This window comes from Halomonas sp. SCS19 (genome assembly GCF_040147015.1).
Lineage (GTDB): Bacteria > Pseudomonadota > Gammaproteobacteria > Pseudomonadales > Halomonadaceae > Halomonas > Halomonas litopenaei.
The window spans coordinates 2,308,680-2,325,063 of sequence record NZ_JAMSHN010000001.1 but is presented as its reverse complement, the minus strand read 5'-3'; the positions used below and the strand labels follow the sequence as shown (position 1 = coordinate 2,325,063).

Sequence of the window (16,384 nt, the reverse complement as noted above, 5' to 3'; positions counted from 1 at the left end):
GACGTCAGTAGACGTCGTGCTGGGTGTTGTAGACGTTGAACTTGCCGGTCGGCGTGACCAGTCGCTCGTCCTTGATCACCGCTTCCAGCTGCAGCGTCTCGTCGTCGACCACCACCAGCGCGGAAGACTGATCGGCGGTGTTCCACACCGAGAACCAGACCTCGTCGCCGGCACGGTTGTACTCCGGCTGCACCACCCGCTTGGGCCCTTCGCCAAGATCCGCCCAGTCAGCGATCGGCAGCACCTGGAAGCCCTCTTCCAGGTCGTTGACGTCATACACGGCAACGCTCTGGCTGATGGCCTCGTCGGGGTTCAGCGCGGTGTCCACGTAGAGGTGCTCGGACTCGGGGTGGGTCTTGATGAACAGCGAGCCGCCGCCCTGACCTTCCAGGGTGCGCACCACCGTCCAGGCCTGGTCCGGATGACCTTCCGGGTCGGTACCGATCAGCGAGATGGTGTTGTCGCCCAGATGGCTGGTAGCCCACACCGGCCCGAACTCGGGGTCGACGAAGTTAGCGCCACGTCCCGGGTGCGGGGTCTTGCCCACGTCGATGATCGCCTCGAGCTCACGCTCCTTGGCATCGATGACGACGATCTGGTTGGACTGGTTGGCGGCGGTCATGAAGTAGCGACCGCTGCTGTCCCAGCCACCGTCGTGCAGGAAGCGGGAGGTGTCGATCTCGACGCTGGACAGGGCGTCCAGGTTCTCGTAGTTGACCAGACGGACCTTGCCGGTTTCCTTGACGTTGACGATGAACTCCGGGTGCTGATGGGACGCCACGATGGCCGCCACACGGGGCTCCGGATGGTACTCCTGGGTGCCCACCGTCATGCCGCGGGTGCTGACGATCTTCTTCGGCTCCAGGGTCTCGCCGTCCATGATCACGAACTGCGGCGGCCAGTAGGTGCCGGCGACCGCGTAGGTGTCCTCGTAGCCCTCGAACTTGGAGGTCTCCACCGAACGCGCCTCGAGACCGACCTTGATCTCGGCCACGGTGGTCGGCTCTTCCATCCACAGGTCGATCATGTCGACCTTGGCGTCGCGACCGATGACGAACAGGTAGCGCCCGGAAGCGGACATCCGCGAGATGTGCACCGCGTAACCGGTATCGATGATCTTGACGATCTCCTTGCTGTCGCCGTCGATCAGAGCGATCTGGCCGGCGTCACGCAGGGTCACCGAGAACAGGTTCTCCAGGTTCAGGTCGTTCATCTGCTCGGTGGGGCGATCTTCCGGCGCCACGAACACGGTCCAGCTGTCCTTCATGTCGGCAAGGCCGAACTCCGGGGGTACCGGTGGCTCATGCATGACGTAGTTCGCCATCATCTCGATCTCGTCATCGGTCAGCTGGCCGGAGGTACCCCAGTTGGGCATGCCCGCCGGTGAGCCGTAGGTGATGAAGGTCTTGAGATAGTCCATGCCGCGTTCACGGGTGATGTCGGTGGTCAGCGGCTTGCCGGTGGCCCCCTTGCGCAGCACGCCATGACAGCCGGCACAGCGTTCGAAGTAGATCTCCTTGGCGTGATCGAACTCTTCCCGCGTCATCGCAGGGGCGCCCTCTTCATCGGGCATCATCACCGCCGCCGGGTCGACGCCGGACGGATTGCTCTGGTAGGCCGCCTCTTCCGGAGACAGGTTCTTCTCGGCGCCATGGGCGCTTCCCAGGCCTGCAATCACGATGGCTATCGCTGCGGCAAGGGGCTTGAGAGTCGTGACGCTTCTGGTCATCTTTTCACCTCGAGTCATGATCCACGTGTCTTTCATCCTGTCGCCAATGTCGTGCCACAAGATGAAAATGTCGCCAGGTTTTCCGCTTTCTCTTGAGCGAGTTATTTCCCTTGGTACGGCAATCCCTTCCCTGGATAAGCGACACATCTTCCTTCCAGATGAAGGCCGCGAAGACGCCCGCTCTCTTCGCGTTTGCCCTGCCTACCATGGAAGCGCGCATTCCCGACGATTTCACTGGGTCTCTTGCCGACTCTTGACCCCTATCAACAATCACTCCTCCGCGCACCAGCGGAAATTTTTCCCCTTTAATTTCTTAAGCTTAATGACCAAATAAGACTTTCGGAGCTACCTCGAAAGGAGCATTTCAGTACTTTTTGATCAAGACGTTGACGCGCATCATCCAATGGCTCCAGCCGCTATCGACAGCAGGACGAAACTCGACTACTGCTTGCCACTTCAAGAAACACCAACACCTTCGGGATAAAACGACGACCCATATCAATAAATATTTTCGATGAATCAAGGACACTGTCGGGTCCTACAGGGACCTTCGCCGGGGGACACTTGTCGATGGCAACACCTATTTCCCAGCACCCTTTCAGGTGCCATGCGTGCTCAGTGCTTTTGCCACGATGGCGTGCCGCCCTCGCCTGCCTTCTGCTGATGGGAGCATGGGCTGCCGATACATCGGCGGCGCCAGCGCCCAGCGCCTCGGCGACACACAAGACCAGCGCCTCGGCGACGCAAACGACCAGCGCTTCAGCGACAGGTTCGAACGGCGCAGCAGTCGACCCGGAGGCGCTCGGCAACCTGCTCCTTCAGGACTGCGGTTCCTGTCACGGCATGACCCTCAAGGGGGGGCTCGGCCCTGCTCTCACCCAGGAGCGCCTGGCGGTCTACGACGTCGACACCCTGACCACCATCATCCTCGAAGGCCTGCCCGGCACCGCCATGCCGCCCTGGCGCGATCTGCTGAGCGCCGAAGAGGCCCGCTGGATCGCCGAGACGCTCAAGCACACCGACGCTCAGGAGCTCCCATGAGGCACCGTTCTGCATTGCCCCATCCCCCCGCCGCCAAGGGTCTTCGGCGCTTTCACGCCCCGGGCTTCATGCTTGGCCTGGCACTGGCCTGCGGCCTGATCGCCTGGGGTCAGAGCCCGCACGGCTCAGCCGCCGTTGCCCACAGCACCGACGCCGGCACGCCGGAGGCCAGCTGCGCCAACCTCGCCACCGGCGGACTCGGGGTCGTGGTCGAACGCGCCGATGGCCGCCTGGCCCTGGTCGACCGCCGCCAGCATCGCGTGATCACTCGTGTCGAGGGACTGGGCGATCTGTCCCACGCTTCGGTGAAGTTCTCCAGCGACGAGCGCTTCGCCTACGTGTTCGGCCGCGACGGCGGTCTGACCAAGGTGGATCTGGTGTGCGCCACCATCGACAAGAGAGTGCTGCAGTCCGGCAACAGCATCGGCGGGGCCATCTCCCAGGACGGCCGCATCATCGCGGTGGCCAACTACGAGCCGGGCGGCGTGAAGCTGTTCGACGCCGACAGCCTTGAGCTGTTGGCCGAGGTACCGGCGCGCTACACCCAAGATGACGGCAGTCAGGCGCTGTCCAAGGTGGTCGGCCTGGTCGACGCCCCGGGCAACCGCTTCGTCTACAGCCTGTGGGACGCCAACGAGATCCAGGTGCTCGACGCCTCGACGCTCATCGCGGACGAACAAGGTGCCAGCGAGCTTCCCGCCATCACCCGCTTCTCCGATATCGGCGAGAAACCCTACGACGCCCTGATCGATCCCATCGGGCGCTTCTACGTGGCCGGCCTGTTCGGCGAGGACCACCTGGCGCGGCTCGATCTGTGGCACCCGGAGAACGGGGTCGAGCCGGTCCTGTCCGGCTATCGTCAGGGCGACGACAAGCTGCCGGTGTACAAGATGCCCCACCTGGAGGGCTGGACCATCGCCAACGACCACGCCTGGTGGCCGGCGGTGGGTCGCCACGAGGTGCTGATGGCGAACCTCGACGACTGGCGCCTGGAGCGACGGATTGCGGTGCACGGGCAGCCGGTGTTCGTGATGAGCCGGCCGGACCAGCGCCAGCTGTGGGTCAACTTCGCCCACCCCGACAACGATGTGGTCCAGGTCATCGACAGTGAAAGCGGCGAGATCATCCGCACCCTGACCCCCGGCCAGGCGGTACTGCACATGGAGTTCAGCCCGCGCGGCGAGGAGGTCTGGATCTCGGCGCGGGACTCCGACCAGGTGGTGGTCTACGACACCGCCACCTTCGAGCGCCTGGCGACCCTGGAGGCCGAGTCGCCCAGTGGCATCTTCTTCACCGATCGAGCCCATCGCATCGGCCTGTAGGCCGCGGGAGAACGCCATGCACCCTGCTTCGCTGGAAACTCGCCAGACGCAATCACAACAGACCACCGTCGTCACGACGCCTTCCGGGCAGCGCAAGGTGCTGCTGCTCTACGCCCTGATGCTGGGCAGCGTCATGGCGGTGGTGACCGCCCCGCTCAGTGCGCTTGTCGCTCATCTTTGGCTGGCCATCAGAAGACCCACCGATGCGGTGCTGGTGAGCCACCTGCGCTTTCAGCTGGCGACCTTCTGGTACGGCGTGCTGGCCGGGGCGATTGGCCTTGGCCTGTGGGGGCTGATCGGCCACATCGACCTGCCGGGGCTCACCGGCTGGGCCTACGGCTATCTGGGCTTCACCCTGGCGCTCATCTGGATGGTGGGACGCTGCGCCCTGGGTATCCGCCGGCTGTTGCACCACTTGCCCGTCCCGCGCCCCCTGTCCCCGCTGCTGGGTGGCTGCCGCGTGCGCTTTACGGACAGCGACCGGTGAACCTCGATCGCGGCGCCTCTGGCATGCCGGGTTCTGGCGTTCCAGGCTCTGACTTACCGGGCTCTGGCTTGCCCAATCCTGGCTGGGGGCCGCTGTCGGGCCTGCCGGGCAACCCGCTGATCTGGGTGCTGATCATCAGTGAGCTGCTGGTGTTTGCCGCCTTCTTTGGCGTCTTTGCCTGGCAGCGGGTACTCGACCCCGTGGGCTTTCTCGCCGGGCAACGCCATCTCGAGCCGCTGCTGGGTGGGCTCAATACCCTGGTGCTGCTGACCAGTGGCCTTGCCGCGGCGATGGCGGTCACGCAGTCCCAGTGTCCACCCCACGCCCTGCGCGAGCGCCGGATACGCCAGTGGCTGGCGCTGGCCGCGGCACTGGGTGCGGCCTTCTGCCTGATCAAGGCCGTCGAGTATCACCTCGAGTTCTTCACCGGCCCACTGCCGGACAGCGGCAACTTCTTCACCTTCTACATCGGCCTGACCGGCTTTCACGCCGCCCACGTCATCTTTGGCCTGTGCCTGCTGGGCGTCGCGATATGGCGCCCGCGAGCGGACACCGTGGAGACCGTCTGCGCCTTCTGGCACATGGTCGATCTGATCTGGGTACTGCTGTATCCCCTGCTCTATCTGGTGCGGTGACGACAATGCATGACACGGATACTCAGCGCAGACGCCTGTGGCGCACCTGGGCCCTGTTGATGGGCATGACCCTCATCGCCATGGCCAGCGGCGCGCTGCATCGCGGCCCGCTGGCGCTCTGGGCCCTGGCGCTGGTGCTCGTTGCCAGCCTGGTCAAGGCGCAACAGATTCTCTCCATCTACCTCAACCTGCGTATTGCCCCTGCCTCCTGGCGAGGGGGACTCTTGGTACTGGTCGGGGCGATGGGGCTTGGGCTGGCGGCTGCGGGACTGCTGCCTCGCTGGATCGAGGCTTCTGGTGCGACCGCCGGTGCGACCGCCATCCCGGCCTCGATCCACAGCACCACAACGAATAACACCACTGATCGACGCAGCGATAGACACACTGAACGACACTTCGAACGACACAACGAACGACAGGCACAGGAGCCCAGATGAACAAGGCCGTGGAAATCGACATGACCTTCGAGGAAGACCCCGGCGAGACCATTCGCCTGGTGGCGGTGGTCAACGACCGAGGCGACCTGACCTCGACTCAGGTCTACGGCTTCGCCCGCGACCGCGCGGAAGAGGAACTGGTGACCTACCCCTTCGTGCTGGATCGAGCGGGCGATGATCACTACCAGATCCGCTGGGGCTACGGCGACTGCACCGAGAGTGCGCTGAACTTCTCATCCCCCGCCGTGGCCCTTGGCCAGCGCGTCTATCGCGTCGACACCTACCGCACCGGCAGCGCCCGTTTCTGCTACGAGATCACCGGCATCAACGACCTGGTGCGCTGAGCTGCTAGCGACTGACGGCCAACGGCGAGCAACCGACCACTCAGCCCCGCAGCGCCCAGCGTTCGAGCCGGCGCCAGAGCCGCAGGGTGAGCCAGACCGCAAGGGGCACCAGCGCCATCAGCACGATGCCCCAGTCACGGTGATGGATCAGCCAGGCCAGCAGCGTGAACAGTATCAGCGCCGCAAGGCCGGCGGTGGCGAGCGCCAGCCGCTGGCGCCAGCGAGTCTGTGACGAAGATATGACGTTCATTGGGCCACCAGCTGTCGGTAGATGCCCGGCAGCGCCAGGGCGAGATGCTCCGGGCGCGGCACGATAGCGTAGCCCCCTCGACCGAAGATGCGGCCAAGATAGCGACTGGCCTCGCGATCGATGGTCACCCCGAATACCCGCACGTCTTCTCGCGCCGCCTCGCGCACCGCGTGGCGGGTGTCCTCGATGGCGTAGCGCCCCTCGTAGTAGTCGGTGTCGTTGGGCTTGCCGTCGGTCAGCACCAGCAGCAACCGATGTCTTCTGGGGTGTTGGCCCAGCTCCCTGGCCAGGTGGCGAATGGCCGGTCCCATGCGGGTGTAATGCCCCGGCGTCAGCGCCGAAATGCGTCGTTCCACCCGCTCGCCCATGGCCTCGTCGAAGGCCTTCAACCGCCTGACCCAGACCCGATGCCGACGCTGGGAGGTAAAGCTGTGGATGCTGACGTCGTCGCCGCAGCCGGTGATGCCGTGGCCCAGTACCATCAGCGCTTCCTGGGCCACGTCGAGCACGCGGCGACTTTCCAGCCAGGCATCGGTGGACAGCGACACGTCGATCAGGATGGACACCGCCAGATCACGCCCCTGGGGCCTGGCGTCGACGAACAGGCGGTCGCTGACCTGACCGCCGGCGGCCAGGTCGCAGCGACTGCGGACCAGGGCGTCCAGGTCCAGCTCGTCACCGTCCGCCTGGCCCCGCAGCCACTCTCGCCGGGGCCGCAGGGCCTCGAACTGGCGGCGTACCCGGCGTACCCGCCGTGTCGCCGCCTCGTCGCCCTGCCAGGGCTCGCCCTCCTCGATGGCAGGTTCGGCGATCACCCGGCAGTGGGCCGGCAACAGCCGGCCCTTGCGGTAGTTCCACTCAGGATAGAGATGCTCGACGCTGGAACCGGCGGCCAGCGACTCGCCACAGGCGGCGTCGGGCGCCAGGTCCAGCGACATCTTCAGCCGTGAGGCGGCGCGTCGCCGGTTGCGGCTCAAGGTGATCTCGTCGATCTGGTCGGCCGCCTCGCGCGCGGCGTCTTCCTCCTCGTCATCCAGGTGGCGGTTGACGTTGACCATCTCCGCCCAGGACAGCATCTTTTCCGAGGCATTGAGCATCAGCGGGTCGTCTCGCTCGGCCTGATCCTGATAGCGGCGCTCGGCCTTGCGCCGGGCACCTTCCACCTCGGCGGCCTGGGGCGGAGCCGTCTCTTCGTCTTCGTCCTCGTCATCCTCATCGGTCGACCTCGAGACGCACTCGAGCGTCGACGCCTCGCCCCATAGCGGCACCGGCAGAAAGGGCCGATACCCCCGTGGCGCGCGCACCGACGGGCGCCCTTGGTCATCCGCCGCCTGCAGCCAGGACCACCACTGGCGCGCGTCGCCTTCGGGACTGTCTTGCGTCTGGGCCTCGCTATCGAAGGATCGGTCGTCGCCCAGCAGGCGCCGGACCAGTGTCTCTACCGCAGCTTCTTGCGAAGGCAGGCCGCGGCGCCGAGGACGCACGGCGAGCAGCGCCTGGCACAGCCGGGCGTGGCGTCGGACGAAGCCGGGATAGCGCGCAAGCGTCACCTCGGTTGAGCGCCGGGCCTCGGCCAGGCGCACCAGATCCTGTTCGAGTGGATCGTCGCAGCGCGCCACGGGACGGCGCTCGGCCAGCGACATGGCCAGCCAGCGATATAGATCGCGATTAAGCTCAACCTCAGGCAGCAGCGCCAGTCGCTGCGGCAGCAGCAGATGCTCGTCGTCACGCCGCGAAACCTCCAGCGCCTCCTCGTCGAAGCCCAGGCGCTGACGCAGTGACAGGCGATGGCGCGAGGCGCGCTTGCCGATCGCATCCAGGGTGACGCCGGGGTCTCCGCCGCTTGCGCGAAACAGCACCCCCAGCGAGCGCGACACCTCATCGAGGGTCACCGCCGCCTCGGGATACTCCGGGTAGCTGGCGGCGCGTGACGCCCAGCGGTGCCAGTGACGGCCGACGAACTCCTCGACCTCGAGAAACTCCAGCATGGTGGTGGCTATCCGAAGGTGGCGGTGACGACGTCCTCGATGCCCTTGAGCACGTCGGGATCGTCACTGAGTGGCTCGAGCAGGGCCGCCCGGGCGGCGTCGAGCACCGGCATGCCGGCCTGGATCAGGCTGGCGCAATAGATCAGCAGGCGAGTGGACACCCCCTCTTCCAGGTCCTGGCCCTTCATTGCCCGCAGGCGTGCCGCCAGGTTGACCAGGGCCTCGCAGCGCCCACGCGAAAGGCCGCTTTCATGGGCGACGATGTCGACCTCTGTGTCGGCATCGGGGAAGTCCAGCGAGATCGCCACGAAGCGCTGGCGGGTGCTCGGCTTCAAGGTCTTGAGAATGTGCTGATAGCCAGGGTTGTAGGACACCACCAGCATGAAGTCGTCCGGCGCTTCGAGTCGCTCGCCGGTACGTTCCAGTGGCAGCAGACGACGATCGTCGGTCAGCGGGTGCAGCACCACGGTCACGTCCTTGCGCGCCTCCACCACCTCGTCGAGGTAGCAGATGCCGCCTTCGCGCACGGCCCGGGTCAGGGGGCCGTCGGACCAGGCAGTGTCACCGCCCTTCAACAGATAGCGTCCGGTCAGATCGGAGGCGGTCAGGTCGTCGTGGCAGGCCACGGTGTGCAACGGCAGCCCGAGACGTGCCGCCATATGGCGCACGAAACGGGTCTTGCCGCAGCCCGTCGGCCCCTTCAACAGCAGCGGCAGGCGCTGGCGGTAGGCGTGCTCGAACAGCGCGACCTCCTGGCCGGTCGGCTGGTAGAAGGGGATGTCGTCACGCACAGGGTCCTGGTGCAAGGCGCACCGAGACAGGGTTGCTTGGGTCATGAACAGGGTCCTCGAGACCATCGAGGCCGCCTGACGGCGGCCTCGATCGGATTCAGCTGGCGGACATCGCCGGCTGGCCAGAGGCCGACCGACGGGCCGGACCGAACAGCGCGTAGAGCAGCAGCACCGCGCCCACCGTCACCGCGATGCCGGTGCCCAGGCGCATGGTGTAGAACAGGCCGAGCTGGTCCTGCACCTCCATGTAGTTCATCCCCAGCACCCGCTGCAGATGGGTCTGCACCGCACCGGCAAAGGTCAGGGTGAAGGTCATGAAGCACATGGCCGAGGTCAGGATCCAGAAGCCCCACATGTTGAGCACCTGGTTGAACGGCTGGCTCCGACGCAGCTGCGGCATGGCGTAGGTGATCACGCCGAGAATCAGCATCACGTAGGCACCGTAGAACGCCAGGTGGCCATGGGCGGCGGTGACCTGGGTGCCGTGGGAGTAGTAGTTGATGAACGACAGGGTGTGCATGAAGCCCCACACGCCGGCGCCGAAGAAGGCGACCGTCGGGCAGCCCATGGTCCACAGCATCGCAGCCTTGTTGGGGTGGTTGCGCGAACCCTTCCAGAACATCACGAAGGCGAACACCACCATGGCGAAGAACGGAATCACCTCAAGGGTCGAGAAGATGCTGCCGATGGCCTGCCAGTAGCCCGGCGTACCGATCCAGTAGTAGTGGTGGCCGGTGCCCAGCAGCCCGGAGAACAACGACAGGCCGACGATGACGTAGAGCCACTTCTCGATCACTTCGCGGTCGACGCCGGACATCTTGATCAGCAGATAGCCGAGCAGCGACGCCATGATCAGCTCCCACACGCCTTCCACCCAGAGGTGAACGACCCACCACCAGTAGACCTTGTCCACCGCCAGGTTGCCGGGGTTGTAGAAGGCGAACAGCCAGAATACCGCCGCCAGCCACAGGCCCAGCATCAGCACCAGATTGATGGTGGTCTTGCGGCCCTTGAGCAGGGTCATGCTGGTGTTGTAGAGGAAGATCAGGAAGGACACCGTGATCAGCACCTTGACGAAGAAGGGCTGCTCGAGGAATTCACGTCCCTCGTGGATGCCAAGCTGATAGCACACCAGGGCGGCGACCCCGGCCACCACAAAGATGCCCAGCTGCAGGTAGGCCAGCATCGGGCTATGAATCTCCCGTTCGGCCTCTTCCGGCATCAGGTAGTAGGTGCAGCCCATGAAGCCGATCAATAGCCACACGATCAGCAGATTGGTATGGCTGACGCGGATAATGTTGAACGGCATCAACTGCGCCAGGAAGTCTGGAAAGACGTAGACCAGCGCAGCCATGATGCCAAACACCAGCTGAAGGGCAAAAAGCCCCATCGCCACCAGGAAGAAGGCGTAGGCCACCTTCTGTGTTTCATATTTCATTTTTCATGTTCCTCCACGGTTTCCCCTCACGCGACGCGTACGCCATTGCGATCTTGTCGATATGTCACGCGAACCCACCGACCTATCCCGATACGTGGGGCGGCCAGTTCTGATCATCGATAGCGTCGGTCCACTCGAGGAAATCGATCAGCGAGGTCATTTCCTCGTCGCTCAGATCGAACTGCGGCATCTTGCGCCGCCCTGGTACGGCCAGCGGCTGAGCGCGCATCCAGGCCGCCAGTCCCGCCCTTGCCGCCTCGGGGTTTTCGCGCCCGTGATAGCGGGTCCAGACATTGGACAGTTCAGGCGCAAAATAGGCCCCCTCGCCCATGATGCTGTGACAGTTGATACACATGTTCTTTTCCCACACATGCTTGCCTTCGCGTACCGAATCGGTCAGCGGAAGTGCGCTGGTGGACTCCGTCACGATGTACCAGTGACTGTGAGCAGTCAGCGCTACAAAGATCAGGAAAAAGAACAGTGAGCCCCCGTAGAAGATGTTACGTGCTGCGGATTTTGTCAGACCCTCGGCCATGACCACGTCTCCTCATTGTTTGGCCCATGGTGCCGGAGAGTCAGACCTCCCTGGCCCCGTTGACCATTGTATTGAGGAGCGCTCTTCTATACCTGAGTTAAACACTCGGAATATGACATGCATCACCAAAATTCTTGATTGATTCGCCCCATCAACCACTTAAACAGTCGCCTGGACTATCGGCGATAAACGATGAAATTGACGAGACAAGATGACGAAAATATCGCCACTGACAGGAGAAAAAACCAACGCCATTGAGGTAAATCAATGCATTGCAATAAAGAGGCTATACCAGCCAGGACAGGACGCTGTGTCGGTGCGCGGCGCCAAGCATATAGACGAAGATCAGCAGCGCCAGACAGGCCGACAGCGCCCGCGTTCGAACGCTGGCAGCTCGTCGAAGCGCCAGACTGCCGAAGCCGACATAGGCCAGCAGGGCGGTCAGCTTGGCGGCAAGCCATGGCGTCTGGTGAGGCCACTGGGTGGTGAGCACCATCAGCGACAGCCCCGCCGCCAGCAGCAGGGTATCGAGCAGATGGGGCAGCACACGCACCCAGGGGCGCTTTAGCCAGGAAGAGCCGGTTACCGACCACAGCGCGCGCAGGGCAAAGAGGGCGCCGCTGACCAGCGCCAGCGACACATGCAGGGACTTGAGAGTGAGGTAGAGCGGTAACATCTGAGCCTAGCCGTCCTGACCGTCGACACGCGGACTGCCCAGAATCGGCACATAGTGGGCCAGAAAGATGGCGTAGCCGAGACACCACAGGAGGATGCTCAGGCTGTAGACCCAGTGGGTGACCGAGGGCCACAGCGCCAGCACCAGCGAGCGCGACAGTCCCGCCGCCACCAGCAGGCCGAGAGCCACGCCGATGCCCGGCAGACAGCGCATGGGACGGCCGGTATGGCCCAGCGACACCCGCGACATCATCGACAGCATCATGGTGCCCATGGCACCCACGGTGATGGCGTGGACACCCAGCTCTGCCCGGCCGACGCCCCACAGCCCCAGGGCCCACAGCAAAAGCCCCAGCGGCACGAAGGCGTAGCTCAGGTGAAGGCTCCACAGCAGGGGTTCACGTCCGGTGGCGCGGCCTTGCCAGCGTATCAGGCGCAGCGGGTGGGCCAGCGCCGCCGCCAGCAGCGCCAGCGCCAGTAAGCTGTCGGGCAGATCGGCCCCCAGGGTGCGTGTAACCTGCAGCACCACCGCCAGCGCCAGGCTGCCGAGCGCCAGCCCCTCGAGCCAGGGCAGCGCCGGGCGGCGCTTCAGGCCCAGCCGGTTGGCGGTGAACATCGGGATCACCCGACCGCCCAGCACCCCCATAATCAGCGTTACCAGCAGCACCGCCAGGTAGGACGACTGGCGCACCAGCTCAGGGTCACCCTGGAGCACGCCCAGATGGCTGCCCAGGTTGGCACCGGCGAGGATCGCCAGCACCGGCACGAAGATCAGATTGCGCCAGCGCTTCGCCCGGATCACCATCACCGCCATCACGGCGCAGACGATCAGCAGAAAGCCGACGTCCAGCGCCATCACCAGCGCCTGTGGCAAGACCGGAAAGGCCAGCCCCAGCCGGGCCCCCAGCCACAGTGCGACGAGCCCCAGCAGCGGGGCGCCATGCAGCCCCCTGAGGCCGGTCCAGGTCTGCACCGCGGTCAGCAAGAACCCCGACACCACCGCCCCCACCACACCGAACAGCATCTCGTGCTGGTGCCACCACAGCATGCCCGCCCGGGGCGACAGCACGAAGATGCCGTGCCAGAAAGCGAGCCACACCAGCAGGGCCACCACGCTGAAGGCCGCCGCCAGCAGGAAGAAGGGACGAAAGGCGAGGCGCGCAAGAGGCAGACGAGCGGCGACGGATGACATGGCGAGTACCTGAGTAATTCACTTGGTCTTGTGAAGTCTGGCCCGCTTTGGACAACATCACCATGATGCACATCAAAGGCACTGCCGATGCCGCAAACCTGACTCACGCTGGCAAGCCCTGCATCCCCCAACCCAGCCCCAACCCCGCGACAGCCTCGCACGCCCTTGGCGATGACCAGGACAGAATCAGGCCTTTAGCCCCAGCCGCCGCGCCAGGCGATGCAGATTGCCGGGGTCCAGCCCCAGCCGGCGAGCCGCCCCTGCCCAGTTGCCTTCAGTGTCCAGGGCCTGCCGGATGCGCTCGCGCTGAAAGGCCTCGGTGGCCTCCCGCAGCGAGGGCTCTCGATCCAGCGCCTCGCCCGCTGGCCGATCGGCCGGCGACACGGCGCTTCGAGACGTGTCGCCTTGAGCTGCGGGCGAGTCGGTGGCCCGGGCTGTCGCCGGCGCCAGCCCCAGGTGTTCGACCTCGATGCGTACGCTACGGCGGCGAGCATCGGGCGTCCCGAGCACGTCCACCGAGGCCAATGCCAGCAGCGAGGCACGTGCCAGCAGCGACTCCAGCTCACGTACGTTGCCGGGCCAGTGCCAGGCCGCCAGCGACTCCCGCGCGGCCTCGCTCAGGCGCAGGTTGCCGACGCCGAGACGCACCCGGTTCTGCTCCAGGAAGTGTCCGACCAGCAGCGCCAGGTCCTCGGGACGCTGGCGCAGCGGGGGTACCTCCAGCGGAAAGGCGCTGAGCCGGTGATAGAGATCCTCGCGAAAGCGCCCCTGGGCGACCTCCAGGGCAAGATCCCGGTTGGTCACCGCGACCACCCGAACGTCGACATGCTGGAGCCGATCGCTGCCCAGCGGCTGGACCTCGCCTTCCTGCAGCACCCGCAACAGCTTCGGCTGCAGCTCCAGCGGCAGCTCCCCCACCTCGTCCAGCACCAGGGTGCCGCCGTCGGCCATCTGGAAGTGCCCGCGATGGTCGCTGGTTGCCCCGGAAAACGCCCCGCGCCGATGGCCGAACAGGGCGCTCTCGATCAACGAGGCCGGCAGCGCGGCGCAGTTCACCACCACCAGTGGCCCATCGGCACGTCGCGAGCCGTGATGGAGGGCATGGGCGATGCGCTCCTTGCCGACGCCGGTCTCGCCCAGCACCAGCACGCTCATGTCGGTGGCGGCGACCAGTTCCACCGAGGCCATCAGCTTGCGCATGGCGCCACTGCGCCAGCCGGTCAGCCGACGCGGCAACTGGCCGTGGTCATCGCGCTGCAGGGCGAGCTGCAGGCGGGCGCCGTCCAGACGCCGAGACAGCCGCAGGCAGGTGCCCAGCAACTCGGCCGCCGCCAGCAGGCCCTGGTCATCCAGCTCGGCCAGCGCCCCCGGGATCAGGGCGTCCAGGGTGACCATGCCGATCAGCTCATCACCGTCGCGCAACGCCACCCCCAGACAGTCATGGACAGGGCTGAGACCGTCATCCAGCAGTCCGTCGTAGGGATCAGGAAGGGGCGAGTCCGCGGCAAAGCGGCAGACCCCCGGCGCCTCGGCGATGGCGGCGAGGCGAGGATGCTCGCTCAAGGCGAAGGTCCTGCCGGCCACGCCCTCGGGCAGGCCGATGGTGGCCACCGGCCTGAGACCGGAGCCCTGCGCCACCAGCAGCGCGCTGGCATCCGCCGCGGTGGGGGCCACCAGTGATTCGAGCACGCCCTGCCAGGCCTCGGCGAGCTCGGGGCCCTGCTCATCGCCCAGGCGCTGCAGCAGGGCACGCAGGCGTCGTAGAAAGCTGACCACCTCGAATGTCCTTTTGACTATCAACAGTGTCAAAACGATAGCACTTGTAGTGTCAGATCGACATGCAACCTCGATCTCGTTCACAAGAGGTACCACTGGCCTGGGCGAATACCGGGACAGAATCGGGTCGGGAACGTGGCCGGGAACCGGGCCAGAAAAAAGGAGCCGGGTAGCGTGACCAGCGCTCTCGACAAGCGCCCTGTGGATCCACACTGCCCGCTCGTTACCCGCTCTGGATCACCCGCACTGTGGCAAGTTGGCGCACCTCAAGCGAAGCGGCATATCGCTTGCTCCATACAGGGTACAGAAAGGCGACGAGCGATACGCCCCGACCCCGTGGTAGCACCGAAGGTGTCGAGGCATATCAACCGATGCTCTGTTCACAAGCTGTAGAGAAAAAGTAGGCCCAAACGAGCCAGGCCTCCGACGCGGTGAGGGTTTTTTGCCACAGTGGGAGCGCGCTGCGCCATATCCCTGACAGGAGACGCCATGACCACCGCTGCCCAAGACGCCATCATCGATGCCACCGCCCCTCTGGTCGCCGAACATCTGGACGCCATCACCGCCCGTTTCTATCCGCTGATGTTCGAGCGCTACCCGGAGGTCAAGGCAGTGTTCAACCAGGCCCACCAGGCCGACGGTGGCCAGCCGAAGGCGCTGGCGCGAGGGGTGCTGGCCTATGTCGGCCTGCGCCGCCAGCCCCAGGAGGTCATCGACTCGATGCAGACGGTGATCAGCAAGCACGTCTCGCTGGGCATCCAGCCCGAGCAGTACCCCATCGTCGGCGAATGCCTGATGGCCGCCATCGGAGAGGTGCTGGGCGAGGTGGTGACGCCGGAGATCGCCGACGCCTGGACGGCCCTGTACAACGACCTGGCCGCGCTGCTGATCGCCGCCGAAGCCGAGCGCTACCAGGCCTTCGCCGAGCGCCCCGGCGGCTGGCGTGGACTGCGCGAGTTTCGTGTCGCCCAGATCCAGCGCGAGTGCGAGGTGATTCGCTCCTTCACCCTGGAGCCGGTCGACGGCCAGCCGGTGGCCGACGCTGAGCCCGGCCAGTACATCGGCTTGCGTCTGGCGGTGGACGAGGCAATCGTGCATCGCCACTACAGCCTGTCCGGCAGCCCCAACGGCCGTAGCTATCGCATCTCGGTGAAACAGGAGCCGGGCGGTCTGGTCAGCAACTTCCTGCATCAGCAGATGCGCGTCGGCGACACCCTGGAACTGCTGCCCCCCGCCGGTGAGCTGACCTTGGACGATGGCGACGCGCCGGTGATGCTGATCAGCGGCGGTGTCGGCCAGACACCGATGCTGCCGCTGGCGCGCCAGGCCCTGGCCCAGGGACGCCGGGTCTGCTACGTCCACGCTGCCCGGAACATCGACCACCACGCCTTCCGTGGCGAGGTCGAGGCCCTTGCCCGAGACTATCCGCAACTGCTGACCCGGGTCTGCGCCTACGAGGAAGGCGACGGCGGCGACATCAAGGGCCGCCTCGAGCGTGAGCTGCTGGCCCGCCTGCTGCCCGGCGGCGACGCCCAGTGCTACTTCGTCGGCCCGCCGCCCTTCATGAGCGCCATCGACAGCCATCTGGCAGAACTGGGTATCCCCGAGCAGCGCCGTCACTACGAGCACTTCGGCCCCTCTCGTCCGCTCAGCAACAGCAATAGCGTCGCCTGACAAGCACGTCTGACCGTCGCGTTCCACTCAGCCCACCACGACAAGGCCGCGCCCGAGGGCGCGGCCTTGT

16 protein-coding genes are annotated in these 16,384 nt (G+C 65.5%); 7 read left to right on the top strand and 9 right to left on the bottom strand.

Annotated features, from left to right (window positions below; all coding sequences use genetic code 11):
* Window positions 1-4: 4 nt before the first annotated feature.
* Window positions 5-1,729 carry a nitrite reductase gene (locus tag NFH97_RS10065; protein WP_124805214.1) on the bottom strand — a complete coding sequence of 575 codons (1,725 nt, stop codon included), beginning with the start codon at window positions 1,727-1,729 and terminating at the stop codon, window positions 5-7.
* Between the two features lie 570 nt (window positions 1,730-2,299).
* Between NFH97_RS10065 and NFH97_RS10060 the strand changes: the two genes are divergently transcribed.
* The 6 genes from NFH97_RS10060 to NFH97_RS10035 all read left to right on the top strand — a co-directional run bounded on the left by NFH97_RS10060 (window position 2,300) and on the right by NFH97_RS10035 (window position 5,995).
* Window positions 2,300-2,770 carry a c-type cytochrome gene (locus NFH97_RS10060; RefSeq protein WP_349624770.1) on the top strand — a complete coding sequence of 157 codons (471 nt, stop codon included), beginning with the start codon at window positions 2,300-2,302 and terminating at the stop codon, window positions 2,768-2,770.
* Window positions 2,767-4,092, top strand: a complete 1,326-nt coding sequence (locus NFH97_RS10055; RefSeq protein ID WP_287163955.1) for a cytochrome D1 domain-containing protein — start codon at window positions 2,767-2,769, stop codon at window positions 4,090-4,092. The genes NFH97_RS10060 and NFH97_RS10055 overlap by 4 nt, the downstream gene beginning before the upstream one ends.
* Window positions 4,093-4,108: 16 nt before the next feature.
* A complete protein-coding gene (locus tag NFH97_RS10050; protein ID WP_287163952.1) occupies window positions 4,109-4,579 on the top strand; it encodes a hypothetical protein in 471 nt (156 codons plus the stop codon).
* A gap of 68 nt (window positions 4,580-4,647) precedes the next feature.
* Entirely contained in the window at window positions 4,648-5,214 is a 567-nt protein-coding gene (locus NFH97_RS10045) for a cytochrome c oxidase subunit 3 (RefSeq protein ID WP_287163950.1), read from the top strand.
* Between the two features lie 5 nt (window positions 5,215-5,219).
* Entirely contained in the window at window positions 5,220-5,651 is a 432-nt protein-coding gene (locus NFH97_RS10040) for a hypothetical protein (protein WP_287163949.1), read from the top strand.
* Complete coding sequence (locus tag NFH97_RS10035) at window positions 5,648-5,995, top strand: hypothetical protein (protein ID WP_108132124.1); 348 nt, start codon at window positions 5,648-5,650, stop codon at window positions 5,993-5,995. Before NFH97_RS10040 ends, NFH97_RS10035 begins: the two co-directional genes overlap by 4 nt.
* 40 nt (window positions 5,996-6,035) lie before the next feature.
* Here the strand turns inward: NFH97_RS10035 and NFH97_RS10030 are convergent, their stop codons facing one another.
* The 8 genes from NFH97_RS10030 to norR all read right to left on the bottom strand — a co-directional run bounded on the left by NFH97_RS10030 (window position 6,036) and on the right by norR (window position 14,640).
* Window positions 6,036-6,245 carry a hypothetical protein gene (locus NFH97_RS10030; RefSeq protein WP_287163948.1) on the bottom strand — a complete coding sequence of 70 codons (210 nt, stop codon included), beginning with the start codon at window positions 6,243-6,245 and terminating at the stop codon, window positions 6,036-6,038.
* Entirely contained in the window at window positions 6,242-8,233 is a 1,992-nt protein-coding gene (locus NFH97_RS10025) for a nitric oxide reductase activation protein NorD (protein ID WP_287163947.1), read from the bottom strand. Before NFH97_RS10025 ends, NFH97_RS10030 begins: the two co-directional genes overlap by 4 nt.
* An 8-nt stretch (window positions 8,234-8,241) precedes the next feature.
* Window positions 8,242-9,069 carry a CbbQ/NirQ/NorQ/GpvN family protein gene (locus NFH97_RS10020; RefSeq protein WP_108448720.1) on the bottom strand — a complete coding sequence of 276 codons (828 nt, stop codon included), beginning with the start codon at window positions 9,067-9,069 and terminating at the stop codon, window positions 8,242-8,244.
* A gap of 52 nt (window positions 9,070-9,121) precedes the next feature.
* Window positions 9,122-10,462, bottom strand: coding sequence for a cbb3-type cytochrome c oxidase subunit I (locus NFH97_RS10015; protein ID WP_108132122.1), 1,341 nt, complete (start codon window positions 10,460-10,462; stop codon window positions 9,122-9,124).
* Window positions 10,463-10,544: 82 nt separating this feature from the next.
* Window positions 10,545-10,997, bottom strand: coding sequence for a c-type cytochrome (locus NFH97_RS10010; RefSeq protein ID WP_045993522.1), 453 nt, complete (start codon window positions 10,995-10,997; stop codon window positions 10,545-10,547).
* Between the two features lie 286 nt (window positions 10,998-11,283).
* Entirely contained in the window at window positions 11,284-11,673 is a 390-nt protein-coding gene (locus NFH97_RS10005) for a SirB2 family protein (protein ID WP_287163946.1), read from the bottom strand.
* A 6-nt stretch (window positions 11,674-11,679) separates the two neighbouring features.
* The gene (locus NFH97_RS10000; protein ID WP_287163945.1) at window positions 11,680-12,864 is read right to left on the bottom strand and encodes an NnrS family protein; all 1,185 of its coding nucleotides are present in this window, start codon (window positions 12,862-12,864) and stop codon (window positions 11,680-11,682) included.
* Window positions 12,865-13,050: 186 nt separating this feature from the next.
* On the bottom strand, window positions 13,051-14,640 hold the full coding sequence (gene norR / locus NFH97_RS09995; protein ID WP_287163943.1) for a nitric oxide reductase transcriptional regulator NorR: 1,590 nt from the start codon (window positions 14,638-14,640) through the stop codon (window positions 13,051-13,053).
* Between the two features lie 489 nt (window positions 14,641-15,129).
* Here norR and hmpA point away from each other — a divergent pair, with 489 nt between their 5' ends.
* A complete protein-coding gene (hmpA, locus tag NFH97_RS09990) occupies window positions 15,130-16,314 on the top strand; it encodes an NO-inducible flavohemoprotein (protein WP_349624769.1) in 1,185 nt (394 codons plus the stop codon).
* Window positions 16,315-16,384: the final 70 nt, after the last annotated feature.